This is a genomic window from Tepidiforma thermophila, assembly GCF_002563855.1.
Classification (GTDB): Bacteria; Chloroflexota; Dehalococcoidia; order Tepidiformales; family Tepidiformaceae; genus Tepidiforma; species Tepidiforma thermophila.
The window spans coordinates 2,645,046-2,668,425 of sequence record NZ_PDJQ01000001.1; the positions used below are offsets into that span (position 1 = coordinate 2,645,046).

The 23,380-nt window shown below is 69.4% G+C and carries 24 protein-coding genes and 1 pseudogene; 12 read left to right on the top strand and 13 right to left on the bottom strand.

The genetic code is table 11. From position 1 onward, the window contains the following. On the top strand, positions 1-1,209 hold the full coding sequence (locus tag A9A59_RS12815) for a thiolase C-terminal domain-containing protein (protein ID WP_098504640.1): 1,209 nt from the start codon (positions 1-3) through the stop codon (positions 1,207-1,209). A gap of 71 nt (positions 1,210-1,280) precedes the next feature. Here A9A59_RS12815 and A9A59_RS12820 read toward each other — a convergent pair whose 3' ends face one another. Further along, a complete protein-coding gene (locus A9A59_RS12820; RefSeq protein WP_098504641.1) occupies positions 1,281-1,745 on the bottom strand; it encodes a CoA-transferase family III protein in 465 nt (154 codons plus the stop codon). A gap of 83 nt (positions 1,746-1,828) precedes the next feature. Between A9A59_RS12820 and A9A59_RS12825 the strand changes: the two genes are divergently transcribed. From A9A59_RS12825 to A9A59_RS12875, 11 genes are all read left to right on the top strand, one after another. Continuing rightward, complete coding sequence (locus tag A9A59_RS12825; protein WP_098504642.1) at positions 1,829-3,400, top strand: acyl-CoA carboxylase subunit beta; 1,572 nt, start codon at positions 1,829-1,831, stop codon at positions 3,398-3,400. A gap of 160 nt (positions 3,401-3,560) precedes the next feature. Further along, complete coding sequence (locus A9A59_RS12830) at positions 3,561-6,194, top strand: Calx-beta domain-containing protein (protein WP_098504643.1); 2,634 nt, start codon at positions 3,561-3,563, stop codon at positions 6,192-6,194. Between the two features lie 121 nt (positions 6,195-6,315). After that, positions 6,316-6,561, top strand: coding sequence for a hypothetical protein (locus tag A9A59_RS12835; RefSeq protein ID WP_098504644.1), 246 nt, complete (start codon positions 6,316-6,318; stop codon positions 6,559-6,561). A gap of 37 nt (positions 6,562-6,598) precedes the next feature. Beyond that, positions 6,599-8,971, top strand: coding sequence for a CaiB/BaiF CoA transferase family protein (locus A9A59_RS12840; protein ID WP_098504645.1), 2,373 nt, complete (start codon positions 6,599-6,601; stop codon positions 8,969-8,971). 97 nt (positions 8,972-9,068) lie between these two features. After that, positions 9,069-10,958, top strand: coding sequence for an aldehyde ferredoxin oxidoreductase family protein (locus A9A59_RS12845; protein WP_133117626.1), 1,890 nt, complete (start codon positions 9,069-9,071; stop codon positions 10,956-10,958). A 177-nt stretch (positions 10,959-11,135) separates the two neighbouring features. Beyond that, on the top strand, positions 11,136-12,146 hold the full coding sequence (locus tag A9A59_RS12850) for an AAA family ATPase (RefSeq protein WP_423242401.1): 1,011 nt from the start codon (positions 11,136-11,138) through the stop codon (positions 12,144-12,146). Beyond that, positions 12,143-13,066: a DUF58 domain-containing protein gene (locus tag A9A59_RS12855; RefSeq protein ID WP_098504647.1), complete on the top strand. Its 924-nt coding sequence runs from the start codon at positions 12,143-12,145 to the stop codon at positions 13,064-13,066. Before A9A59_RS12850 ends, A9A59_RS12855 begins: the two co-directional genes overlap by 4 nt. After that, entirely contained in the window at positions 13,063-14,079 is a 1,017-nt protein-coding gene (locus tag A9A59_RS12860; protein WP_098504648.1) for a VWA domain-containing protein, read from the top strand. The genes A9A59_RS12855 and A9A59_RS12860 overlap by 4 nt, the downstream gene beginning before the upstream one ends. Before the next feature lie 65 nt (positions 14,080-14,144). Beyond that, the gene (locus A9A59_RS12865) at positions 14,145-14,948 is read left to right on the top strand and encodes an alpha/beta fold hydrolase (protein WP_098504649.1); all 804 of its coding nucleotides are present in this window, start codon (positions 14,145-14,147) and stop codon (positions 14,946-14,948) included. A 9-nt stretch (positions 14,949-14,957) separates the two neighbouring features. After that, a complete protein-coding gene (locus tag A9A59_RS12870; RefSeq protein WP_098504650.1) occupies positions 14,958-15,722 on the top strand; it encodes an aminoglycoside adenylyltransferase domain-containing protein in 765 nt (254 codons plus the stop codon). Positions 15,723-15,730: 8 nt separating this feature from the next. Next, entirely contained in the window at positions 15,731-16,219 is a 489-nt protein-coding gene (locus tag A9A59_RS12875) for a GNAT family N-acetyltransferase (protein WP_098504651.1), read from the top strand. Between the two features lie 9 nt (positions 16,220-16,228). On the opposite strand, the gene A9A59_RS13805 is transcribed toward A9A59_RS12875, so the two are convergent. The 12 genes and pseudogenes from A9A59_RS13805 to map all read right to left on the bottom strand — a co-directional run bounded on the left by A9A59_RS13805 (position 16,229) and on the right by map (position 23,372). Beyond that, a complete protein-coding gene (locus tag A9A59_RS13805; protein WP_133117627.1) occupies positions 16,229-16,783 on the bottom strand; it encodes a hypothetical protein in 555 nt (184 codons plus the stop codon). Between the two features lie 156 nt (positions 16,784-16,939). Beyond that, positions 16,940-17,338 carry a 30S ribosomal protein S9 gene (gene rpsI, locus A9A59_RS12880; RefSeq protein ID WP_098504652.1) on the bottom strand — a complete coding sequence of 133 codons (399 nt, stop codon included), beginning with the start codon at positions 17,336-17,338 and terminating at the stop codon, positions 16,940-16,942. Between the two features lie 380 nt (positions 17,339-17,718). Continuing rightward, positions 17,719-18,126, bottom strand: a pseudogene (gene rplM, locus A9A59_RS14370) (50S ribosomal protein L13); the annotation flags it as partial. Continuing rightward, on the bottom strand, positions 18,123-18,992 hold the full coding sequence (truA, locus tag A9A59_RS12890) for a tRNA pseudouridine(38-40) synthase TruA (protein ID WP_098504654.1): 870 nt from the start codon (positions 18,990-18,992) through the stop codon (positions 18,123-18,125). The pseudogene rplM and the gene truA, both read right to left, overlap by 4 nt. Then, entirely contained in the window at positions 18,886-19,521 is a 636-nt protein-coding gene (rplQ, locus tag A9A59_RS14395) for a 50S ribosomal protein L17 (protein ID WP_098504655.1), read from the bottom strand. The genes truA and rplQ overlap by 107 nt, the downstream gene beginning before the upstream one ends. A 4-nt stretch (positions 19,522-19,525) precedes the next feature. Then, positions 19,526-20,719 (bottom strand): DNA-directed RNA polymerase subunit alpha, encoded by a 1,194-nt coding sequence (locus A9A59_RS12900; protein WP_098504656.1) that lies wholly within the window; start codon positions 20,717-20,719, stop codon positions 19,526-19,528. A 27-nt stretch (positions 20,720-20,746) separates the two neighbouring features. Further along, on the bottom strand, positions 20,747-21,376 hold the full coding sequence (rpsD, locus tag A9A59_RS12905; protein ID WP_098504657.1) for a 30S ribosomal protein S4: 630 nt from the start codon (positions 21,374-21,376) through the stop codon (positions 20,747-20,749). A 15-nt stretch (positions 21,377-21,391) separates the two neighbouring features. Then, on the bottom strand, positions 21,392-21,814 hold the full coding sequence (gene rpsK / locus A9A59_RS12910; protein WP_098504658.1) for a 30S ribosomal protein S11: 423 nt from the start codon (positions 21,812-21,814) through the stop codon (positions 21,392-21,394). A 12-nt stretch (positions 21,815-21,826) separates the two neighbouring features. After that, on the bottom strand, positions 21,827-22,207 hold the full coding sequence (gene rpsM / locus A9A59_RS12915; RefSeq protein WP_098504659.1) for a 30S ribosomal protein S13: 381 nt from the start codon (positions 22,205-22,207) through the stop codon (positions 21,827-21,829). A gap of 6 nt (positions 22,208-22,213) precedes the next feature. After that, positions 22,214-22,327 carry a 50S ribosomal protein L36 gene (gene rpmJ, locus A9A59_RS12920; protein ID WP_098504660.1) on the bottom strand — a complete coding sequence of 38 codons (114 nt, stop codon included), beginning with the start codon at positions 22,325-22,327 and terminating at the stop codon, positions 22,214-22,216. 27 nt (positions 22,328-22,354) lie between these two features. Beyond that, on the bottom strand, positions 22,355-22,573 hold the full coding sequence (gene infA, locus A9A59_RS12925; RefSeq protein ID WP_098504661.1) for a translation initiation factor IF-1: 219 nt from the start codon (positions 22,571-22,573) through the stop codon (positions 22,355-22,357). Between the two features lie 28 nt (positions 22,574-22,601). Continuing rightward, entirely contained in the window at positions 22,602-23,372 is a 771-nt protein-coding gene (gene map / locus A9A59_RS12930) for a type I methionyl aminopeptidase (RefSeq protein ID WP_098504662.1), read from the bottom strand. Positions 23,373-23,380 lie beyond the last annotated feature (8 nt).

The window sequence follows — 23,380 nt, forward strand, 5'->3', positions numbered from 1 at the left end:
ATGCCCGGAGAGCTTTCCCGCGCGGCCGCCATCATCGGGGCGGCAGAGGCGAACGAGATCGGCTACCCCGCAACGCCCAAGACGGCGATGCAGCTGCACATCGAGGCGATTAAGAACGTCAGCGAGCAGACGGGCATCCCGATTTCGCGGATCGACGGGGTGTTCAGCGCCGGCTGGTCGTCGCAGCTGGCGGAGCACCTCGGGCTCCATCCGAAGTACATCGATACGACGTCGGTGGGCGGGTGTTCGTTCGAGATGCACGTGCACCATGCGCTGGCGGCGATCCACGCCGGGATTATCGACGTGGCGCTCATCAGCCACGGCGAGAACGGGTGGTCGGCGCGGGCGACCGGCGGGCGGGGGACCGGGCGGCCGCGGGGCGCGCCGGACCCCTGGGACCCGGGGCAGCAGTTCCAGGCGATTTACGGGGTGGCAGGCGCGCCCTCGAACTACGCGCATGCGATGACCCGGCACAACTACCGGTTCGGTTCGACGCCGGAGGACTTCGCGCATATTGCGGTGGTGACGCGGCAGTGGGCGATGCTGAACCCGCGGGCGATTATGTTTTCGAAGGAGACGAACCCGGGCGGCGGGCCGATTACGGTGGAGGACGTGCAGAACTCGCGGGTGGTGGCCTGGCCGCTGACGCTGCTGCACTGCTGCCTGGTGACCGACTACGGCGGCGCGGTGCTGGTCGCGAGCCCGGAGATTGCACGGAGCGTGAAGACGAAGCCGGTGTGGATTGCCGGGGCCGGCGAGAGCATGGGGCATTCGAACATGCTCGAGATGGAGGATTTCACGGCGACGTCGGCGGCGGCTTCGGCTGCGGCGGCCTACCGGATGGCCGGCATGGGGCCGGAGGACATGGAGATGGCGATGATCTACGACTCGTTCACGATCACCGCCGGGATAACGGCCGAGATGCTGGGGCTGGCGCCGCGGGGCGAAGGCTTCCGGCTCTGGAAGGACGGCCATGCGGCGCCGGGCGGGAAGTTCCCGATCAACACCAACGGCGGCGGGCTCTCCTTCAACCACTCGGGGATGTACGGGATGCAGCTGCTGGTCGAGGCGTACCGGCAGCTCTCGCGGACTGCCGAGGACGGCGTGACCGGCCTGCCCGGGAAGCAGGTGAATGCGCGCTCGTGCATCGTCAACGGCACGGGCGGGAGCCTTTCGACGACGGGGACGCTGATTCTCGTGGCCGACTGAGCGCCGCACCGGGCGCGCTGGCACCGGGGCCGGTCCGGCGGGCCGGCCCCGGCCTCGTCGTGGGGAGTGGGTCAGGCGCGGGCGCGCTCGGCCGGCATGGTGCCGGTGACGCCGGCCGCCTCGAGGTCGCGGAGTTCGTCCTCGCGGAGGCCGAGGCCCCGGAGAACTTCGGCGGTGTGCTGGCCGAGCAGCGGCGCGGGGCCGTGGGCGGTCACGTATTCGCCGCCAGCGCGGATGGCGAGCGCGGGGTAGAGGTGGAAGCCGACGGGTTCGCGCTCCTCGCCGACCCAGAAGCCTGCGGCGACGGCGGCATCGGAAACGGGGACGTCGGTGATGAGCAGCGGCGCTGCCTCGTCCGGGATGTCCGGTGCCGGGTCCAAGACGGCGCCCCCGGCGAGGAAGGCGCCGAGCCCCTCGGGGTCGAGGGCGGAGCGCATGTCGACCGCGGCGCCGAACTGGCGGAGGAGCCACCCGGCGTACGCCGCGGCCGGCGAATGGGCGATGACGCGGACGCGCAGGTCTGCGAGAAGGTCCATGACGCGGGATGATAGCGCAGCCGGCGCGGCGGCGCGGGTAGAATCCGGTGCACTGCAGGGACGCACAGGACAGGGGGTTCGGGATGACCCAGTCGAACGAGACGTGGCAGCCGGAGGTCGATGAGATCCGGCGGCGGGAGCAACTGGCCTACGGGATGGGCGGGCCTGAGAACATCGCGCGGCAGCATGCGGGCGGGAAGCTGACGGTGCGCGAGCGGATTGCCGCGCTGGTGGACCCGGGGAGCTTCGCGGAGTTCGGGACGCTCGCCGGGAAGGCGGAGTACGACGAGGAGGGGAACCTTGTCAGCTTCCGGCCGGCGAACTTCGTGGCGGGGATGGCGCGGATCGCCGGGCGGCGGGTGGTGGTCGGCGGCGACGACTTCACGGTGCGCGGCGGCGCGGCCGATGCGGCGATCGCGGGGAAGCAGGTGTACGCGGAGCGGATGGCGCGCGAGCTGAAGGTGCCGATCGTGCGGCTGGTCGACGGCACCGGCGGGGGCGGGAGCGTGCGGACGCAGGGCACGCAGGGGCACACGTACATCCCGGCGAACCCGGGGTGGGACACCGTGATTGCGAATCTTTCGGAGGTGCCGGTGGTCGCGGCGGCGCTGGGGAGCGTAGCGGGGCTGGGGGCGGCGCGGGTGGTGACGTCGCACTTCAGCATCATGGTGAAAGGCACCTCGCAGGTGTTCGTGGCCGGGCCGCCGGTGGTGGAGGCGGGGATGGGGGAGACGGTCACGAAGGAGGAGCTCGGCGGGTGGGAGATTCACTGGCGGAACGGCGTGGTGGATAACCTCGCGGAGAGCGAGGAGGACGCGTTTGCGCAGATCCGGCGGTTCCTTTCGTACCTGCCGCAGAATGCGTGGGAGCAGCCGGCGCGGAGCGAGCCGAACGACGACCCGAAGCGCCGCGACGAGTGGCTGATCGGCGCGATCCCGAAGAACCGGCGGCGGCCGTACCGGGTGCGGCAGATCATCGCGAGCGTGTTCGACCGCGATTCGTTCTTCGAAATCGGCGCGGGCTGGGGCCAGAGTGTGGTGACGGGCTTCGCGCGGCTGGACGGCTACCCGGTGGGGGTTCTGGCGAACGACCCGTACCACTATGGCGGGGGGCTGACCGCGCAGGGGAGCGAGAAGCTGGCGCGGTTCGTGGACCTCTGCGACACGTTCCACCTGCCGTGCGTGAACCTTGCCGACCAGCCGGGGTTCGTCATCGGGACGTGGGGCGAGAAGCAGGCGACGATCCGGAAGGGTGCGCTGGCGCTGGCGGCGGTGTTCCAGGCCAGGGTGCCGTGGGTGACGATCATCCTCCGGCGGCTGTACGGGGTGGCGGGCGCGGGGCACGCGAACACGGCGGGCCTGAACCTGCGGTACGCCTGGCCGAGCGCGGACTGGGGGTCGCTGCCGCTGGAAGGCGGGATCGAGGCGGCGTACAAGCGGGACCTCGCCGCGGCCGAGGACCCGGACGCGCTGCGGGCGGAGCTGATGGCGAAGCTGGGCGCGGTGCGGTCGCCGCTGCGGACGGCGCACGCGTTCGGGGTGGAGCACCTGATCGACCCGCGGGAGACGCGGCCGATCCTGTGCGACTGGGTGGAGCAGGCGTACGCGGTGGAGCGGCACCAGCTGGGGCCGCGGCTGCGTGGTCACCGGCCGTAGGACCTGGCGGCCGCGCGGCCGGGTTTGCCTGCGTGTGTACGAATTGGGGGCTGCCCGGGTGTCGAGGCCTTGACCGGGCGGGGTAGAGTTACGGTGATTTCCCGCGCGCCGGGAACTTTGGCACGGCGAGCGGACGTTAGGACGAGCAGGAGGTGAGCCCATGCGAGGGATGCGTGCGACGGTTTCGCCGGCGCGGCGGAGCGCGCTGGCGGCTGTGCTGGGGCTGGCTGCAGCTGTGCTGGCGGCGGTAGCCGGGGTCCCGCGCGAGCGGGCGGCGGCCGATGCTGCGACCAACGGGTCGTTCTTCTTCGGGAACACGGCTGGGGCGCCGGTGACAGCGCTGACGGTGACGGAAGGGCAGACGGCCTGCATCAACATCCACCGGAGCGGGGGCACGGCGGGCCTGCAGCAGGTGCAGGTCACCGTGTCGCCCGCGGCATCCCCGGACGTCGGCGGGCTGGTCTCGGCGTTCGTGAATTTTTCCCCGGGGCAGGTCAACCGGACAATCGACTATCCGGGTTTGCCAGGGACATGTCTTCAGACCATTGACAACGCCGTCGTGGATGGCACGCGGAATCTCACGTTCACGATTGCCGGGGTCACGGGCGGCGGGGTGGTTGGGAGCCCCAACTCGTTCACCCTGACCATTCTGGATAACGACGGGCCGCCGAAGTATTCGTTCCAGTCGGCGACGTCGTCGGTGGTGGAGGGAAATCCAACGCACCAGGTGGCGGTGGTGCGGGAGGGGAGCACGGCGGGGACGGACTCCGTGACGTGCCAGCTCGACAGCCCGGCGGGGACGGCGACGGAGGGCACCGGCAACGACTACACCTTCAGCAACCAGACGATCACGTTCAATCCGGGGGAGACGGGACCGAAGTACTGCAACGTCTCCATCCTCGACGACGGCTTGAATGAGGGGAACGAGACCATCAACCTCAAGCTGGTTAGCAGTTCCGGGTTCGGCGGCGGGGCGGGCACGCCTACCACGCACACGGTTACCATCGTTGACAACGACGGACCGGGGACGCTGCAGTTCACGTCGGCGACGTACACGGTGAGCGAGGGGGCGGGCACCGCGTCCATTGCGGTGACGCGCATCGACGGGAGCACCGGGGCTGCCAGCGTGCAGTGCACTATCTCGGCGGGCACGGCCACACCGGGCAGTGACTACACTGCGACGACGCCCCAGACGCTCAGCTGGACCAGCGGCGACGCCTCTCCCAAGCCGTGTGTAATTACCATCCTGCAGGACACCGTGCTGGATGGACCAAAGACAATCAATCTGTCGCTATCGGGCGCGACGGGGGCGACGCTGGGGACGCCGACGACGGCGGTGCTAACTATCCTGGATGATGACGGGACCGGGGTCATCCAGTTCACGTCGGCGACCTATACCGGGTCGGAGGCGGGCGGTCCGATTACCATCACGGTTTCGCGGACGGGCGGGACGGTCGGTACGGTGACGGTCGACTACGCGACGAGCCCAGGCGGCAGCAACCCCGCGACCCCGGGCGTGGACTACATCGCGGTAAGCGGGACGCTGACCTGGGCGGACGGCGAGGGCGGGACGAAGTCGTTCACCGTGACGCCGATCCCGGACACGGCGCCGGAGGGCACCGAGACGGTCACCCTGACGCTTTCGAACCCGACCGGCGGAGCGACGCTGGGATCGCCAAACACGGCGACGCTGCAAATCAGCGACTCGACAAGCATCCCGGTGATTACGTCGATTGTCCCGAATGTCGGGCCGACAGCGGGCGGCCAGACGGTGACGATCAACGGGCAGAACTTCACCGGGGCGACGAGCGTGACCTTCGGCGGCACGCCATGCACGTCGTTCACGGTCGTCAGCGCGACGCAGATTACCTGCGTCACGCCGCCGAAGCCGGCGGGCGTCGTGGAGGTAGTCGTGACGACGCCGGTGGGTTCGAACGTGACGACGGGGACGGCGAACGACTACCTGTACACGTCGGGGCCGACGGTGCTCTCGCTGACGCCCTCGGAGGGGGCGTGCAACGGCGCCACCGTGGTGACCGTCACCGGGACGGGATTCACCCCGAGCGGGATGACGGTCACGTTCGGGACGGTGCAGGCGGTGTTCACCTACATCTCGTCGACGACGCTGGTAGCCGTGGCGCCGGTGCAGGGCGCGGGCGTCGTTGATGTGCGGGTGACGACGCCGGCGGGGACGAGCCCGAACACGGCTGCGGACGACTTCACCTGCACCGGCACGCCGATTCCCACTGTGACGGGACTGAACCCGACAAGCGGTCCGATCGGGACGACGGTGACGATTACCGGCACGAATTTTGTCGGGGTGACCTCGGTAACGTTCGGCGGGGTTTCGGCGACGTTCACGGTGGTGAGTTCGACGCAGATTACGGCGACGGTGCCGGCCGGGACGCCGTCGGGTGTGGTGGACGTGCGGGTGACGAACGCGGCCGGGACGAGCCCGAACACCTCCGCGGACAACTTCACGAACACGTCGGCCTCGACCATCCAGTACACGCTCTATCGGACGTTCACGCTGATCGTGTGGACCGGCGCGGACAACAAGCCGATTGCGCAGGCGATTGGCGGGACGCAGGCGGGCACGACGAACGTGTCGTCGCTGATCGGGGCGATCTGGCTGTTCAACCCGCAGACGCAGACGTGGCGGGGCTACTTCCCGGGCACGGAGAACGTGCCGGGTGCGAACGATTTCACGACGTTCCGGGCCGGGACGGCGTACTTCATCGCGCTGCGGCCGACCGCGCCGGCGACGGTGAGCTGGGTGGCGCCTGCGAACTAGCGAGGCAGCGCGAAGCGAAAAAAGGGGGCCGATCTCGGCCCCCTTTTTTACTGGACGGACGTCCAAAGCGGTGCCGGGGCTGCTATAGTTCGGGCCGATTCGTGATATCCAGGAGGTCCGGATGGAACGCAGGAACTGGCTGACCCGCATGCACGAGGACGAAGCCGGGCACGCGACGTCGGCGGCAGGGGCGCTCATTGCCGGCGCGGGCGCGGTGGTGCTCGGCATCGGCGCTGCGAACGACACCGGGTGGCTGGCGGTGGCCGGGGGCATCATCGCGGGTGTAGGGCTGGTGGCGTGGGAGCTGCTGCGGCACGTGGCGATTGACCAGAAGCTGATGGGCCGGCTCGACCGGCTGGAGCGCTGACGCACAGAAACACGACAGACAGCAAGGGAGGCAGGCGATGGGCATGCTGAGCCCCTACCGTGTCATCGACCTGACGGACAGCCGGGCGGCGCTGGGGCCGCTGATGCTGGCCAACCTCGGGGCGGAGGTCATTCGCGTGGAGCCGCCCGGGTTCGCCCCGGCGGAGGAGGACGCGCTCCAGTACGCGGTTTCGAACCGCGGGAAGCGGCGGGTAGCACTCGACCTGGACGCGCCGGGCGACCGGGAGCGCTTCTTCGAGCTGGTGAAGACGGCGGACTTCCTGTTCGAGAACGCGCCACCGGGCGCGATGGCGGCGCGGGGCCTCGGCTGGGAGCAGCTGCGGGCGGTGAACCCGGCGCTGGTGTATGTGGCGACGACGCCGTTCGGGCAGGACGGCCCGTATGCTCACTACCGGACGACGGACCTGGTGCTGGCGGCGATGGGCGGGATGATGGCGCTGAATGGCGACCCGGACCGGCCGCCGGTGCGGGTGCCGGTGCCGCAGTGCTGGCACCATGCTGCGGCGGAGAGCGCGGTGGGTGCGCTGGTGGCGCACCATCTTCGCGAGCGGACGGGCGTGGGACGGTTCGTTGATGTTTCCGTGCAGGCGGCGGTCTTCTGGACCGGGCTGCAGGCGATGATTGCCCACGCCATCCAGGGCAGGGACTTCGAGCGGGCCGGGACGGCGCTCCAGCTCGGGACGATCACGCTGCCGATGGTGTACCGGGCGAAGGATGGCGAAGTAGTGGTGATGGGCAACGGTGCGACGCTCGTGTCGGCGATGAAGTGGCTGGTGCGCGACGGTATCGTGCCTGAGGAGTGGCTGGAGGGGGAAGAGTGGGCCCGGTACGACGTGAAGGTGCTGGCCGGGGAGCCGCTCACGTACTCGTACGAGGAGGTGCTGGCGGCGCTGCAGCGGTGGATCGAGACGCGGACGAAGCGGGAGCTGCTCGAGCTGGGGCTGGAAACGGGGGTGACGTTTGCGCCGGTGACGACGGTGCCGGAGATCCTGGATTTCATCCATCTGAAGGTGCGGGAGTACTGGCGAGACCTTGAGGTGCGGCCGGGCGTGGTGGTGAAGGCGCCGGGGCCGTGGGTCCGTGCCCTGTGCGACCCGCTGGTCTTCGGGGAACGGGTCGAGGAGCAGGCCGGGCCGGAGGCGCTGCCAGCGCGCGAGCCGCGGAAGCCGGCCGGCAGCGACCCGGAGGGGACGCTGCCGCTGGCGGGGCTGAAGGTGGCGGACTTCTCGTGGATCGGCGTGGGGCCGATTACGGGGAAGTACCTCGCCGACCATGGAGCGGACGTCATCCGTATCGAGACCGCCAATCCGCCGGACCGGCTGCGGGTGGGCGGGCCGTTCAAGGACGGCGTGTTCGGGCCGAACCGGAGCCAGTTCTTCGGCGCGTTCAACACATCGAAGCGGTCGATCGCCGTGAACCTCAAATCGGAAGAAGGGCGGGAGATTGCGCGGAAGCTGATCGCGTGGGCGGATGTGGTGCTGGAGTCGTTCACGCCGGGAACGATGGACGAGCTGGGACTGGGGTACGAAGCGGCGAAGGCGCTGAACCCCGACGTGATTTATGTCTCGACCTGCCTGATGGGGCAGAACGGGCCAGCGGCGCCGATGGCCGGGTATGGGAACCACGCGGCAGCCATCAGCGGGTTCTACGAGGTGACCGGGTGGGACGACCGGCCGCCATCGGGGCCGTTCACGGCGTACACGGATACGATTGCGCCGCGCTTCCTGGCGACGGCGGTGATGGCCGCGGTCGACCGGTGGAAGCGGACCGGCGAGGGCTGCCGGATCGAGCAGGCGCAGATGGAGGCGGCGCTGCACTTCCTCGCGAAAGAGCTGGTGGAGTACCAGGTCAACGGGAAGGTGCCGCGGCGGGCCGGCAACACCGACCCGGCGATGGCGCCGCATGGCGCGTTCCCCGTTGCGGGGACGGACGAGTGGATTGCGATCGCGGTGGAGGACGACGCGGCCTGGGCGCGGCTGGCGGCGCTCATCGGCGAGCCGTGGGCGCAGGAGGAGCGCTGGCGGACCCTTGCAGGGCGCCAGGCGGGGCGGGAGGAGCTCGAGCGGCTGCTGGCCGGTTGGACGGCGCCGCAGGACGGGATGGCGCTGATGGAGCGGCTGCAGGAGGCGGGGATTGCGGCCGGCTTCGTGAAGCGGTCGAGCGACCTGCTGGCGGACCCGCAGCTGGCGCACCGGCGGTTCTTCCACCCGCTGCAGCACCCGGAGATGGGCGAGGTGCCGTACGAGGGGCACCAGTTCATCATCAGCGGGTACGCGAGCGGGCCGCGGAGGCCGTCGCCGTGCCTGGGGGAGCATTCGATGGAGGTGCTGCTGGAGGTGCTGGGCCTGGACGAAGAGGAGGTGGCGCGGCTGGCTCCGGGGCTTGGGTGAGTTCGTTATGATCGACGCGGCATATTGCGGGCGTTCGTGAAACCGGCAACGATGCAGTGCGCAGCAGGCGCAACCAGCGCCAGGGAGGCAAAGGGAGTTGACGACAGCAACAGCGACCAGCGGTGCCCTCGCGGAGAAGGGCTATAACGGCAAGATGCTGAACGTGAATCTCACCACGGGTGAGATCACGGTGGAATACCCGGATGAATCGCTCTACCGGCAGTACCTCGGCGGATACGGCATCGGCGCGCGGATGCTCTGGGACCGTGTGCCGAAGGGCGCGGACCCGCTGGGCCCGGAGAACATGCTCGGCATGTTCGCGGGGCTGCTGACGGGCACGCCGCTGTTCGGCCAGCGGTGGCAGGTGGTGTGCAAGAGCCCGCTGACGGGCGGCTGGGGCGACGCCAACTGCGGCGGCGACTTCGGCGGCGTGCTGAAGCTGGCCGGGTGGGACGGCATCATGTTCTTCGGGAAGTCGGAGAAGCCGGTCTACCTGCTCATCGATAACGACAAGTTCGAGCTGCGCGACGCGAGCGACCTCTGGGGCCAGGGCGCCATCGAGAACGAGAAGGTGCTGAAGGACCGCCATGGGAAGCGGGCGAGCGTCGCGAACATCGGCCCGGCGGGCGAAACACTGTCGCTGATCAGCGGCGTGTGCAATGACCACGGCCGGCTGGCGGCGCGCTCGGGCGTGGGCGCGGTGATGGGCTCGAAGAAGCTGAAGGCGGTGGTGGTGCTGGCCGACCGGAAGGTCATCAGCCAGACGCCGGAGACGATCAAGATGCTCCGGGAGAACCTGGACCAGTTCGTGAAGCCGCTGAAGGACTTCTTCCACAACTTCGGCACGACGGGTATCACGGCGATGTCGGCGCTGAACGGCGACAGCCCGGTGAAGAACTGGGGCGGCGTCGGGATCATCGACTTCCCGCAGGCGCAGCAGATCGACGGCGGGTCGCAGATCAACCCGCGGATGGAGAAGTCGTACGGCTGCTGGCGGTGTCCGATTGCGTGCGGGGCGGAGTCGAAGGAGTCGACGAATCCGAAGTACCCGTATCCGCACCACACGCACCGGCCGGAGTACGAGGCGATGGCGGCCTTCGGGACGATGAACCTGGTGGCGGACCCGGATGCGCTGATCTACGCGAACCACCTGTGCAACGAGTACGGGTTCGACGTCATCAGCGCGGGCGGGGCCATCTCGATGGCGATCGAGTGCTACCAGAACGGCATCATCACGAAGGAGGACACCGAGGGCATCGAGCTCCGCTGGGGCGACGCCGACGCGATGATCGCCTTCCTGAAGGCGATGGGCGAACGGAGGGGGATTGCGGCGGTGTTCGCCGACGGCGTGAAGGTGGCGGCGGAGAAGATCGGGCGCGGTGCTGAGAAGTATGCGATGCACATCGGCGGGCAGGAGCTGCCGATGCACGACCCGAAGCTCCAGCCGGAGTACTACACGACCTACAAGCTCGACCCGACGCCGGCGCGGCACACCCAGTACGAGGGGAACAAGCGGCTGGGCAAGATCCCGCCGGCGCCGGCGGACAACAAGGTGTACACCGGCCGCGGCGAGCACCACAAGGCGGCGAGCGAGTACATGCACGTGGTGAACGCCGGCGGCATGTGCCAATTCATCATGATGGCGGCGAACACGGCGAACATGCCGACGTGGTTCAACGCCGTGACCGGCTGGGACATGGACCTCGACGAGATGATGCAGGTGGGCGAGCGCATCGCGAACCTGCGCATGGCGTACGAGGTGCGCGAGGGCGGGAACCCGCGGAAGCGGTATGTTCCGCCGCGGGTGACCGGCGAATCGACCGAGGCGACGCACGCCGGGCCGCTCCAGGGCATCAAGCTCGACACCGAGACGCTCGAGGTCGAGTTCCTGAAGGCGTGCGACTGGGACCTCGAGACCTGCAAGCCGTCGAAGGCGAAGCTGGAAGCGCTCGGGCTGCAGGACGTGGCCGTGGCACTCCACGCCTAGGCGCCCCAGCGGGCGGCGATTCTGTGCACTGGCGCCCCTCCCGGTACCCGGGAGGGGTGCTTTGTCTCGGCGGCGTCAAGCAGGAGGGCGGCACTTTACCGGCATTTGCGGGCGGATGACGCACGGTAGTGGCTGCAGGGCTGTTAGCCCATGCCCCGGAGGACCTTCGTGACACATCTGAGCAGTGAATCGCGCCAGGAAGCCGCGGCCCGCGCGCATGCGGTGTTCGAGGCTGCGATGTTCGAAATCAAGCGGGTGATCGTCGGGCAGGAGCAGATGCTCGAGCGGGTTCTCGTGGCGCTGCTCGCGAACGGCCATCTGCTGATCGAAGGCGTTCCGGGACTGGCGAAGACGCTGACGGTGAAGACGGTGGCGGAGGTGCTGGGCGGGACGTTCCACCGGGTTCAGTTCACGCCGGACCTGGTGCCGGGCGACCTGGTGGGAACGCGGATCTACCGGCCGGACACGGGCACCTTCGTGGCCGAGAAGGGGCCGGTGTTCTGCAACATCCTCCTTGCGGATGAGATCAACCGGGCACCCGCGAAGGTGCAATCGGCGCTGCTGGAGGTGATGCAGGAGCGGCAGGTGACGATCGGGCTGGAGACGTTCCGGGTACCGCACCCGTTCCTGGTGATGGCCACGCAGAACCCGATCGAATCGGAAGGGACCTACCCGCTGCCGGAGGCGCAGGTCGACCGGTTCATGATGAAGGTGGTGGTGGACTACCCGGCGGAGGCGGAGGAGCTGGCGATCGTGCAGCGCTCGCTGGCGCCGGTGGGTGAGGTGAAGCAGGTGCTCCCGGTTGAGGAGCTGGCGAGGTATCAGCAACTCACGGAGGAGGTGTACGTCGACCGGGCGGTGGCGGAGTACGCGGTCGCGCTGGCGAATGCGACGCGGCACCCGGAGCGGTTCGGGCTGGTGCGGCACAAGGAGCACATCGCGTTCGGCGCGAGCCCGCGCGGGAGCATCAACCTGGTCCATGCCGCACGGGCGGTTGCGCTGCTGCGCGGCCGGGCGTACGTGCTCCCCGGCGATGTGTACGACCTCGCGCGGGATGTGCTGCGGCACCGGATGGTGCTGACGTACCAGGCGCTGGCCGAAGGGGTGACGGCTGACCAGATCCTGGACGAGATTCTTGCGGCGGTGCCGGTTCCCCGCATTGAGCTGGCGGCCGGGGCAACGGCGTGAGCGGACTGGCCGTCCGCCGGCCGACCAGGGAGGCGCCCGGCCCGGGGCCGATGCCGGAGGCTGTGCTGCGCGCGCTCGATATCAGCATCGGGCGGCGGGTGAGCAGCCTGCTGGCGGGCGATTTCCGGTCGCACGGCCTCGGCGCCGGGACCGAACTGGCGCAGGTGCGGGAGTACGTCCCGGGCGACGATGTGCGGCGGATCGACTGGAACGTGACGGCGCGGACGCTCGTCCCCCATGTGCGGGAGTTCGTCGCGGAGCGGGTGCTGACGACGTGGCTGGTGCTCGATGCTTCGCCGTCGATGCTCTTCGGGACGGCCGACCGGCGGAAGTTCGATGTTGCCGAGGGCGTGGCGCTGGCAGCGGGGCACGTCGCGACGCGGCACGGGAACGCGCTCGGGGTATACATCTTCGATGGAGCGAAAGAGCGGCTGACGCGGCCGGCGCAGGGCCGCGCGGGGCTGCTGGCGCTGCTCCTGGCGCTCCGGCTGCAGCTGCCGGCGGAAGGTTCGGCTGCCTCGCTCGGGCGGGCGATTGGGCGGGTCGACCGGTTCGCCGGGCGGGGGCGGCTGGTGATGCTCGTCTCGGACTTTCGCGGGCCGCGGGACTGGGAGCGGCCGCTGCTCCAGCTGTGCGGACGGCATGATGTGATTGCCGTGGAGATTCGCGACCCGCGAGAGCAGGAACTGCCGGACGTGGGGGAGCTGTGGCTGGTCGACCCGGAGACGGGTCGGCGGCTGCGGGTGGATACGGGTTCGAAGCGGCTGCGGGAACGGTTTGCGGCGGCGGCACAGGAGGAGCGGGAGGAGGTTGCGGCTGCGATCCGGCGGGCCGGGGCGCGCCACATTGTCCTGTGGACCGCTGGCGACTGGCTGCGGCCGTTCGCGGCAGGGCTGCTGGAGAACGGGGTGGTGCGATGACGTTCCTGTGGCCGTGGATGCTGCTCGGGCTGGGCGTGGTGCCGCTGCTGGCGGGGCTGTACGCGGTCATGCAGCGGCGGCGGCCGAGGTACGCCGCGCGGTTTACGAACCTCGACCTGCTGGCGAACGTGGTCGAGGGGAGCCCGGGCTGGCGGCGGCACATTCCCCCGGTGCTGTACCTGCTGGCGATCGCGGCGGTGGTTGTCGCGCTGGCCCGGCCGCAGCTGGTGACGAAGACCCCGCGGCAGGAGGGGACGGTGGTGCTGGTGACGGACGTCTCGGGCTCGATGAACGCGACGGATGTGAACCCGACGCGGATGGCCGCGGCGCAGGAGGCGGCGCACACGCTGGTCGACCGGCTGCCGAAGGGGTTCCGCGTCAGCCTGATTGCGTTTTCGAGCGGGGTGAGCGTGCTGGTTCCGCCGACGACGGAGAAGGAGAGCGTGCATGCGGCGATCGACCGGCTCTCGCCGCTGGGCGGGACGGCGATGGGCGACGCGCTGGCGACGGCGGTCGACGTGGTGAAGGCGGCGCTCGCGCCCACGGATGGTGGGAGCGGCGGCCCCGCGCCGACGCCGGAGGCGCCGATCCGCGCGGAGGGGGAGGCGGCCCCGGCGGTGATCGTGCTGCTCTCAGACGGTGCGAACACGGTCGGCACGTACCAGCCGCTGGATGCGGCGCGGCTGGCGGCGGAGGCCGGGATCCCGGTGTACGCGGTTGCGCTGGGGACGCCGGACGGCGTGGCGGTGGTGATCGATCCGCAAGGGCGGCAGCGGACGGTGCGGGTGCCGCCGGATTTTGCGACGCTGCAGGCGATTGCGGAGACGACCGGTGGGCGGGCGTTCCAGGCGCCGGGTGCGGACCAGCTGGCGAGCATCTACCGGGACCTTGGGGACCGGATCGGGTACTACGAGGAGCAAACGGATGTGAGCTGGGCCGGTGCGGCGCTCGCGGGGGTGCTGGTGCTGGCGGGGGGAACGCTGGGGCTGCTGTGGTTCAACCGCTTTCCCTAATGCTGGACATTCGTTCAGGATGGAACGAGATTGCGCCGAGGGCGGCAATTCGGTAGCGTTCCGGCATGCCGTTCGCGGTAGGGAACGGGGTGCGGTTGTACTACGAGGTGCACGGCGCGGGCGAGCCCCTGCTGCTGGTGATGGGCCAGGGGAGCGACCATCACGGGTGGGACCCGGTGATCGAGGACTTCGCGGCGCGGTACCGCGTGATCGTGTACGACCACCGGGGTACGGGCCTGAGCGACAAGCCGACTGAGCCGCCATACACGACGCGAATGCTGGCCGCGGACGCCGTCGGATTGCTGGACCACCTTGGGATTGACCGTGCGCACGTGTACGGGATTTCGATGGGGGGCCGTATCTGCCAGTGGATTGCCATCGACTACCCGGACCGGGTGGGCTGCGTGGTGCTCGGGTGCACGACGCCCGGCGATGCGCACGGGGTCAGGCGGCCTGCGGAGGTGGATGCGAAGATGCGGAACCGGCCGCAGGACCCTAAGACAGCAGCGACATGGCTGGCGGAAGAGATGGTGAGCCCGGGCTGGCTGGCGGAGCACCCGGAGTACCTGGCGTTTTTGCGCGAACGGGCACGGAATCCGATCCCGGCGTACGCCCAGCGGTTGCATTACGAGGCGAGCCAGGGGCACGATGCATGGGAGAAGCTGACGGAGATCCGCGCGCCGGTGCTGGTGATCCACGGGACGGAGGACCGGATTAACCCGACCGCGAACGCGGAGCTGCTGGCGGGGCGGATCCCGGGAGCGGAGCTGTATCTTGTACGAGGAGGGCGGCACGGGTACTTCATCGAGTTTCGCGAAGAAGCGGGCGCGGCGGTGATGGGGTTCCTGGAGCGTCACACCACGAGGTAGGGTGCGGGCATGCATTTGCAACGGAAGATCAGGGGCTTTTCGCGTGATGTGGGGCGGCGGCTCGACCGGGCGCTGGGCGAGAACCTCATCGGGCTGTACCTGCACGGTTCGGCGACGATGGGGGCGTTCCAGTATTTGCGGTCGGACTTCGACATGCTGGCCGTGGTGGAACGTCCGCTCACGAAGGACGAGCAGCGGGTGGTGGCGGAGCTGCTGATGGACCCGGAGATGCCGTGTCCGGGTTCGGGGCTGGAGCTGAGCATCGTGACCGATGCGTCGCTGGACGTCGAAAGCCATTCGCCGCCGTTCGAGCTGCACCTGTGCACGGTGCCGGAGGCGCGGACGTTCGTGGACGGGCATGGCCACCCAGGCGACCCTGACCTGCTGATCCACTACGCGGTCGCACGGGAGAAGGGACGGGCGATTATCGGCCCTCCGCCGGAGGAGATGTTCCCGCTCATTCCGCGGAGCTGGGTCCTGGAAGCGATGGCCGACGAGCTGGGCTGGGCGCTCGCGAATGCCACGCCGGGCTACGCGGTGCTGAACGCGGTGCGGGCGCTCCGGTATGCGTACACGGGCGACTTCGTGAGCAAGCAGGAAGGGGCGTACTGGTTCTTCCGGCAGCGGAAAAATATGATGCCGGTCCGGCTCGCGCTGAAGCAGCACCTCGGCCGGGCGGCGACCGGCCCGACACCGGAGGCAGCGGAGCGGTTTGTGGGCTGGGCGCTGGACGAGATCAACCGGGTGCGGATGGACCTGGACGAGGACGAGTAGGCTGAGCCGTGGACGGGGCAGCGATCCGCCCGGCCGGCCCGGGAGACGCGCGGGCGCTCGCGCGGCTGCGGTATGCGTTCCGCGCTGAGCTGGGGCAGGCCAGCGAGCCGCTGGAGGCGTTCCTCGCGCGGGCGGTGCCTTGGATGGCTGGCCGGCTGGAGCCGGGGAGCCGCTGGCGGGCGTGGCTGGCTGAGGCGGAAGACGGCGCAGCAGCGGGGTGCGTTTGGCTGCAGTTCATCGAGAAGGTGCCGAACCCGGGCGACGAGGAGGAGCTGCACGGCTATGTGACGAGCATGTACGTCGTGCCGGCGGCCCGGGGCGCCGGGATCGGGGCCGCGCTGCTGGAGGCGGCGCTCGGGGCCTGCCGCGGTGCCGGGGTAGACTCCGTGATTCTGTGGCCGACGTCGCGCAGCCAGCCGCTGTATGCCCGGTTCGGATTCAGCGAGCCGGACGACCTGCTGGCGCTGCGGCTGGGGACGGGCCGGCAGCTGCCCTGACCGGGACGGTTATTCGCGCGGGGGCGCGGCGAGGCTGCCGTCGGGCGGGGGCGGCAGCGGCGGCGGGTAGGGGAGGCCGCCGGGCCGCACGGTCGGGGAGGGCGCGGGAGTTGCCGGCGGCGGCGCTTCGGTCGGCGGTGCCGGGCTGGCTGGCGCCGCCGGGGTAGGCGAGGGGGGCGGCGGAACGGCGGACGGGGTGGGCGAGGGAGAAGGCGCCGGCGGCGGGGGAGGGGATTCGGAGCGGGGTTCGGCGGGCGGGTGGGGACGGTAGGGATTTGCCGCGGGCGCTGCGGCGGGAGTGCGGGGAAGGGAGCGGACCTGGTCGAGCGTGAGGCGGGTGGTCGGGACGGCGACGACGGAGGGCGCCGGGGACGGGGTGGCGCTCGGGGATGGCGCCGGTGTCGGGGTGCCGCGTGCGATTTCGGGCTCGCCGTGGGCGCCGGCGTCAGCGGGGGTGGGCGTGGTTGCAGGCGGCGGAGCCGCTGCGCCGCCCATGGTGGACTGGTAGGCGAGCGCCCCGGCAGCGAGGAGTGCGCCGACGAAGACGAGGTTCCCCTTGTTCACGAAGCTCCCCACCTGCGGTGATCGGCAGCGGGCGGGCTGCGCCGGGGCGGGCGCCGGGGAACGGGCCGGTGGCGGCGTGGTGACACGCGCGACAGACGGCGGGGGCCCCGCCTGTGCGGGGCCCCCGGTCGCTGCGGAATGCGGAGGCAGGCGGGGTCAGCGCTTGGTGAACTGGGGCGCCTTGCGGGCACGCTTGAGGCCGGGCTTTTTGCGCTCCTTCATGCGGGGGTCGCGCGTGAGGAGGTTTTCCGGCCGCTTGAGGAGGGGCTTGAGGGAGGGGTCGGAGGCGACGAGGGCGCGGGCGATGCCCATCTGGATGGCGCCGGCCCAGCCGCTGATCCCGCCGCCGGCGCACTTGATGGTGGCGGAGAAGCGGCCTTCACGGCCGAGGCGGCGGAGCGGTTCGAGGATTTCGACGCGGTGGGCTTCGCGGGTGAAGACCTCTTCCATCGGCTTGCCGTTGACGATGATGGCGCCGGGGCCGGGGATGAGGCGGACGCGGGCGACGGCGGTCTTGCGGCGGCCAGTGCCGTAGTAGTACTGCTGCTCGGCCATGGTGGCTACTCCTCGGTCTCTTCGGCCTTTGCGCGGCGGCGGCGTGCGGGCTTTGCTTCGGCCGCGGGCGCGGCGGCGGCGGTGGTTTCGGTTTCGGCGGCTGCCGCGGGCGTTTCTGCGCCGGAGGCCGGGGCTTCCGCGGGAGGCGGTGCCGGCTCCTCGGCGGGGGCGGTTTCCACGGGTGCGGCGGCCTCGGCCTCCTGCTTCATGACGCGGGCGCGGGCGCGGGCTGCAACCTTGGCGGCTTCGCTCGAGGGGGCAGCAGGGACGACCACTTCCGCAGCGGTGAGCGGTCGGAGGCCCTTCGGGCGGTAGGGCGTGGTCGCGAGGACTTCGAGGGCGGCCTTACGGGCCTCCTGGGCGCGCTGGCTGGCGATGACCTGCGCCTGGTGGGGATGGTCCGGGCCGGCGTAGACCTTGAGGTGGCGGAGCATCTGCTTGCCGAGGGGGCCCTTGGGGAGCATGCCCCAAACGGCCCGCTCGATGACCTTTTCGGGGAAGCGCTGGAGCTGCTCGGCGAAGCTTCGCGCCTTGAGGCCTCCGGGGTAGCCGGAGTGCCGGTAGTAGACCATGTCCTGCGCTTTTTTGCCGGAGACGCGGACCTTCGCGGCGTTGACGACGATGACGAAATCGCCGTCATCGAGGTGCGGCTCGTAGGTGGGCTTGTGCTTGCCGCGCAGGAGGGTGGCGACGCGGGTGGCGACGCGGCCGAGGGGCTGGCCGGCGGCATCGATGACGTGCCAGTCTTTATAGATTTGCGAGGCTTTGATGCGGACGGTGGTGTTCATGGTTGGTATCCCTCGTCGTACCAGACGCGTTCGAGACAGAGGCCGCGGGCGGGAGCGACGTAGGTGTAGCTGCCGGGCCGTGCCTGTTCGAGCAGGCGGACGATTTCCTCCTCTGTTTCGGCATGGCGTCCGACCCGGACGAGGGCGGCGACGATGCGCCGGACCATCTGGGGCAGGAACGCGTCTGCCTCGATATCGATGTGGAGTTCATCGCCGGCGCGATGGACCCCGGTTTCGAACACGGTGCGCACGGGGGAGCGCCCGGGTTCGAGTTTGCCGGCGAAGGCGCTGAAGTTGCGCCGGCCGGCGAAGGCTGCGGCGAGGTGCTGCATGGCCGGTTCATCGAGGGTGCCCTCGAGGTCCCAGGCGTAGCGGCGCGCGAGGGGGTCTCGCGCCTCGCCGTTGGCGATGGTGTAGCGGTAGCGGCGGCGGCGGGCCCAGCGGCGGGGGTCGAACCCGGGCGGGACTTCGCGCACGGCGCGTACTGCTACATCTTCGGGCAGAAGCGCGTTGAGCGCTCGCCCGATGGCGGCCGCTTCGAGCCGGGTTGCGGCGGTGAAGGCGGCCACCTGGCCTCTCGCGTGGACGCCGGAATCGGTGCGTCCTGCGAGTTCGACGCGCACCGGAGCTCCGAAGAGCCGCGCGGCGGCGCGTTCGAGTTCTTCCTGGACGGTCCGGCCGTTGGGCTGGACCTGGGAGCCGACGAAGTCGGTCCCGTCGTAGCTGACCGTTGCCGCGAACCGTTTCGCGGCGGGTGGGTCAGTCGTTCTTTTCCTCCTCAGCGGCGGATTCGCCGCTGGCGGCGGTTTCCTGAACGGCCTCGCCAGCAGGCGGTGCTTCGGCGGCGGTTGCGGCCGGGGTTTCAGCCGGGGCGGGTTCCTCGGCCGGGGCCTCGTCCGCGGCGGCTGCGGATTCGGCGGCGCGGGCTGCTTCGATTTCGGCTGCGGCGGCGGCTGCGGCGGCGGCGCCGGGGGTCGGGGCGCGGCGCGGGGACGGCGGCGCGGTCACGCGTTTGGGGCGGGGCACGGCGACGGCGCCGGCGATGTCGACGAGTTCGATGGTGGCCATGCGGGCGCCGTCGCCTTTGCGGGGCTCGAGGGCGGTGATGCGGAGGTAACCGCCGGGGCGGTCTTTCATCCGCGGGCCGATGTCATCGAAGACCTTTTTGACGACCTTGGGGTCGTAGAGGAAGCGGAGAGCCTGGCGGCGTGCGTGGAGGTCGCCGCGGCGGCCGAGGGTGATGATGCGCTCGGCCATGGGGCGGATCTCCTTGGCCTTGGCTTCGGTGGTGGTGATTTTCTCGTACCGGAGGAGGTCGGTGACCAGGTTCCGGTAGAGGGCCATCCGGTGGGAGGTTTCGCGGCCGAGGTGGCGGCCGGCTACGCGGTGTCGCATGGGGCTACTCCTCGTCGTCGGCGCCGATGAGGTCCTCGGCGCTGCCGTCTTTGAGCAGCGCTTCTTTGAGGGCCTTGCCGAGGGCGCTCAGGTTTTCTTCGTCGTCTTCTTCGTCATCCATGATGACGGCGCTGGTGCGCGGTGCGGGCCGGGCTACGGGGCCGGGCCGGGCCGGACGGGCTCCGGGGCGTGCGGGCTGGTCGACCAGGGGGACGAGGCCGGGCTGGTCGGGGTCGATGTAGCCGAGCTCGATGAGGCGCTCGCGGAGCTCGTCGTAGGACTTGCGGCCGAAGTTGCGGAGGCCGAGGAGCTCGTCTTCGGTTTTTTCGAGGACCTGACCGACCGTCATGAGGCCGGACCGCTTGAGGCAGTTATAGGCGCGGACGGAGAGGTTGAGGTCTTCGATGGGGGTGTTGTAGCGATCGGGCGCCATGAGGAGCCCGCCGGTGGCGCCGGCGCCGAGTGCGGGGTGGTAGGCGTGTGCGAGCTCGGGCCGGGTGTGCTGGATGAAGAGGGAGAACTGTTCGACGAGGATTTCAGCGCTGACGCCGACGGCTTCGACGGGGTCGATGGTGCCGTCGGTCCAGACTTCGAGGATGAGGCGGTCGAAGTTGGTGGACTGGCCGACGCGGGTTTTTTCGACGCGGTAGTTGACCTTGCGGATCGGGGTGAAGATGGCGTCGACGGGGATGTAGCCGAGGGGGAGCCCTTCGACGGACCCGGCCGGCTGGTAGCCCTTGCCGGTGGTGGCGTGGAATTCAGCGGAGATGCGGCTGCCCGGGGTTTCGAGACGGCCGAGGTAGAGGTCGGGGTTGACGAGCTCAAAATCGGCCGGGACCTGGAGGTCGGCGGCGGTGATGACGGCCGGGCCTTCGACGTCGAGGGTGATGGTGGCGGGGCGGCTGGAGATGGGCTTGAGCCGAATCTCTTTGACGTTGAGGAGGAATTCGGTCGTGTCCTCGGCCATGCCGGGGATGGTGGAGAATTCGTGCTGGACCTGGTCGATACGCGCGTGGGTGATGGCTGCGCCTTCGAGGGAGGAGAGGAGGACGCGGCGGAGCGCGTTGCCCAGGGTGATGCCGTAGCCGGCCTCGAGCGGTTCGGCGACAAGGCGGGCGTAGGTTGCGGTTTGCTCCTCGACGTTGAGCTGGGGGTGTGCGGCTTCAGCCGATTGCCCGGTTAGTTCGAGTGATTCCATGGTGGGTGCCCTCAACCGCTGACGGGGTTAGCGCGAGTAGTACTCGATGATGACGTTTTCGTTGAAGAGGTGGGTTTCGCCGGGGATAACGGCCGGCGGTGCGGTGACTTTGCCGGTCATGCTGGCCAGGTCGAGGGAGAGCCACGTTGGGGGGTTTTTGGACTTGATGTTTTCCTGGAGGATTTTGAAGAACTCGCTGCGCTGGCCGCGGGGGGTGAAGGAGACGGTGTCGCCTTCTTTGAGGTGAGCGGAGGGGATATCCAGTTTTTTCCCGTTTACGGCGATGAGGCCGTGGCGAACGATCTGGCGGGCCTGGGCGCGCGAGTCGGCAAAGCCGAGGCGGTAGACGATGTTATCGAGCCGGGTTTCGAGAAGCCGGACGAGGTTTTCGCCGGAGACGCCGGGGCGGCGGATGGCCTCCTTGTAGTAGCGGACGAACTGCTTTTCGAGGACGCCGTAGGAGGCGCGGGCGCGCTGCTTTTCGCGGAGCTGGAGGCCGCGGTCGGAGATTTTGCGGCGGCGCGCCGGCCGGGGGCCGGGCGGGTTGGGCCGGCGCTCGAAGGCGCACTTGGGCGTGAAGCAGCGTTCGCCCTTGAGGAAGAGCTTTTCGCCGTGGCGGCGGCAGAGGCGGCAGACGGGGCCGGTGTAGCGTGCCATAGGGGATTCGAGCTCCTAGACGCGGCGCCGCTTGGGGGGGCGGCAGCCGTTGTGGGGGATGGGGGTGACATCGCGGATGGCGGTGATGGTGAGGCCGGCGGCCTGGAGGGAGCGGATGGCGGCTTCGCGGCCGCTGCCGGCGCCGCGGACATAGACCTCGACGGACTGGAGGCCATGCTCCATGGCGCGGCGGGCGGCGTTTTCGCTGGCCATCTGGGCTGCAAAGGGTGTGCCTTTGCGGGAGCCCTTGAAGCCGGAGGCGCCGGCGGAGGCCCAGGCGATGACGTTGCCGTTGGGGTCGGTGAGGGTGACCAGGGTGTTGTTGAACGTGCTCTTGATGTAGGCACGCCCGCGGGGGATAGATTTGCGTTCGCGGCGCTTGGGGCGGCGGTTCTTGTCGGCGCCGCGCTTCTGGTCGGCTCGTTTCTGGTCGGCCATGGGGAGCTCCTGTTACTTCTTTCCTGCGCGCTTCTTGCCGGCGACGGTTTTGCGGGCGCCGCGCTTTTGGCGGGCGTTGGTGCGGGTGCGCTGGCCGCGGACCGGGAGGTTGCGCCGGTGGCGCTGGCCGCGGTAGCAGTTGATTTCGATGAGGCGCGCGATGTTCTGGCGGACTTCGCGGCGGAGGTCGCCTTCGACGATGTAGTTCTTTTCGATGAAGTCGCGGATGCGAATGATCTCTTCATCGGTGAGGTCGCGCGCGCGGGCATCGGGGGAGATGTTGGTGGCGGCGAGGACCTCTTTGGCGCGGGTCGGGCCGATGCCGTAGATGTAGGTGAGGGCGACTTCGAGTCGCTTGTCGGCTGGGATGTCGACTCCTGCGATACGTGCCATGCGGCCTTACCCCTGGCGCTGCTTGTGCTTGGGATTTTCGCAAATGACTATGACGCGACCGTGCCGGCGGATGACCTTGCACTTGTCGCAGCGTGGTTTGACGGATGCTCGTACTTTCATGGCTCTCCTGGTCGCGGCCGGGTCGGCCTATTTGAATCGGTAGGTGATTCGCCCGCGCGTGAGGTCGTAGGGCGAGAGTTCGACGAGGACGCGATCGCCGGGGAGGATGCGGATGAAGTTCATCCGGATCTTTCCGCTGACATGGGCGAGCACTTCGTGGCCGTTGGCCAGCTCGACCTTGAACATGGCGTTGGGGAGGGGTTCAACGACGGTGCCCTCGACTTCGATCGCGTCCTTTTTTGCCATAGACCCTCGTGCGGTGGAGTTCGGAACGTCATGGGAGGGTGAGGACTTCGGCCTCACCCTCGGCGCGGATGGCGATTGTATGTTCGAAATGACAGCATAAGCTACCGTCTTTCGTGCTTACGGTCCAGCCGTCGGGGCCTTCGACGACCTCCGGCGAGCCGGCGGTGACCATGGGTTCGAGCGCGAGGACGAGCCCGGGCTTGAGTTCGGGCCCGCGGAAGCGCTGCCGGTAGTTTTCGACGTGCGGCTCTTCGTGCATATCGCGGCCGACACCGTGGCCGCCATACCCTTTTACGATACCAAATCCGTGCGGTCGGATCGCGTCTTCGATGGCGCCGCGGATGTCGTTGAGGTAGTTGCCGGCGCGGGCGGCACGGATGCCAGCCCAGAGGGCCTCCTCGGTGACGCGCATGAGTTTTTCGGCGAGGGGGCTGACTTTGCCGACGCCGACGGTGATGGCGGAGTCGCCGACGTAGCCATTGAGGGTGGCGCCGAGGTCGAAGGTGACGATATCGCCTTCCTTGAGTTCGCGGTCGACGGGGATGCCGTGGACGAGCTGCTCGTTGATGCTGATGCAGATGTTGGAGGGGTAGGGCGGGTAGCGGGGCGACGGCCGATAGTTGCGGAAGGTTTCCTTTGCGCCGGCCTTTTTGAATTCCTGGGCGACGAACTCTTCGATTTCGAGGATGTTGAGGCCGGGCCGCACCATCTCCCGAATCTGGGCAAGGGTGCGCCCCACGAGGCGGCCTGCCTCGCGCATGAGCCGGATTTCGTCCTCGGACTTGAGTTTGATCGCCATGGCTGCGG

Coding starts and splice junctions, on each gene's coding strand:
- A9A59_RS12815 (WP_098504640.1), top strand. CDS start 1: ATGCCCGGAGAGCTTTCCCGCGCGGCCGCCATCATCGGGGCGGCAGAG.
- A9A59_RS12820 (WP_098504641.1), bottom strand. CDS start 1,745: ATGGACCTTCTCGCAGACCTGCGCGTCCGCGTCATCGCCCATTCGCCG.
- A9A59_RS12825 (WP_098504642.1), top strand. CDS start 1,829: ATGACCCAGTCGAACGAGACGTGGCAGCCGGAGGTCGATGAGATCCGG.
- A9A59_RS12830 (WP_098504643.1), top strand. CDS start 3,561: ATGCGAGGGATGCGTGCGACGGTTTCGCCGGCGCGGCGGAGCGCGCTG.
- A9A59_RS12835 (WP_098504644.1), top strand. CDS start 6,316: ATGGAACGCAGGAACTGGCTGACCCGCATGCACGAGGACGAAGCCGGG.
- A9A59_RS12840 (WP_098504645.1), top strand. CDS start 6,599: ATGGGCATGCTGAGCCCCTACCGTGTCATCGACCTGACGGACAGCCGG.
- A9A59_RS12860 (WP_098504648.1), top strand. CDS start 13,063: ATGACGTTCCTGTGGCCGTGGATGCTGCTCGGGCTGGGCGTGGTGCCG.
- A9A59_RS12865 (WP_098504649.1), top strand. CDS start 14,145: ATGCCGTTCGCGGTAGGGAACGGGGTGCGGTTGTACTACGAGGTGCAC.
- A9A59_RS12870 (WP_098504650.1), top strand. CDS start 14,958: ATGCATTTGCAACGGAAGATCAGGGGCTTTTCGCGTGATGTGGGGCGG.
- rpsI (WP_098504652.1), bottom strand. CDS start 17,338: ATGGCCGAGCAGCAGTACTACTACGGCACTGGCCGCCGCAAGACCGCC.
- rplQ (WP_098504655.1), bottom strand. CDS start 19,521: ATGCGACACCGCGTAGCCGGCCGCCACCTCGGCCGCGAAACCTCCCAC.
- A9A59_RS12900 (WP_098504656.1), bottom strand. CDS start 20,719: ATGGAATCACTCGAACTAACCGGGCAATCGGCTGAAGCCGCACACCCC.
- rpsD (WP_098504657.1), bottom strand. CDS start 21,376: ATGGCACGCTACACCGGCCCCGTCTGCCGCCTCTGCCGCCGCCACGGC.
- rpsK (WP_098504658.1), bottom strand. CDS start 21,814: ATGGCCGACCAGAAACGAGCCGACCAGAAGCGCGGCGCCGACAAGAAC.
- rpsM (WP_098504659.1), bottom strand. CDS start 22,207: ATGGCACGTATCGCAGGAGTCGACATCCCAGCCGACAAGCGACTCGAA.
- rpmJ (WP_098504660.1), bottom strand. CDS start 22,327: ATGAAAGTACGAGCATCCGTCAAACCACGCTGCGACAAGTGCAAGGTC.
- infA (WP_098504661.1), bottom strand. CDS start 22,573: ATGGCAAAAAAGGACGCGATCGAAGTCGAGGGCACCGTCGTTGAACCC.
- map (WP_098504662.1), bottom strand. CDS start 23,372: ATGGCGATCAAACTCAAGTCCGAGGACGAAATCCGGCTCATGCGCGAG.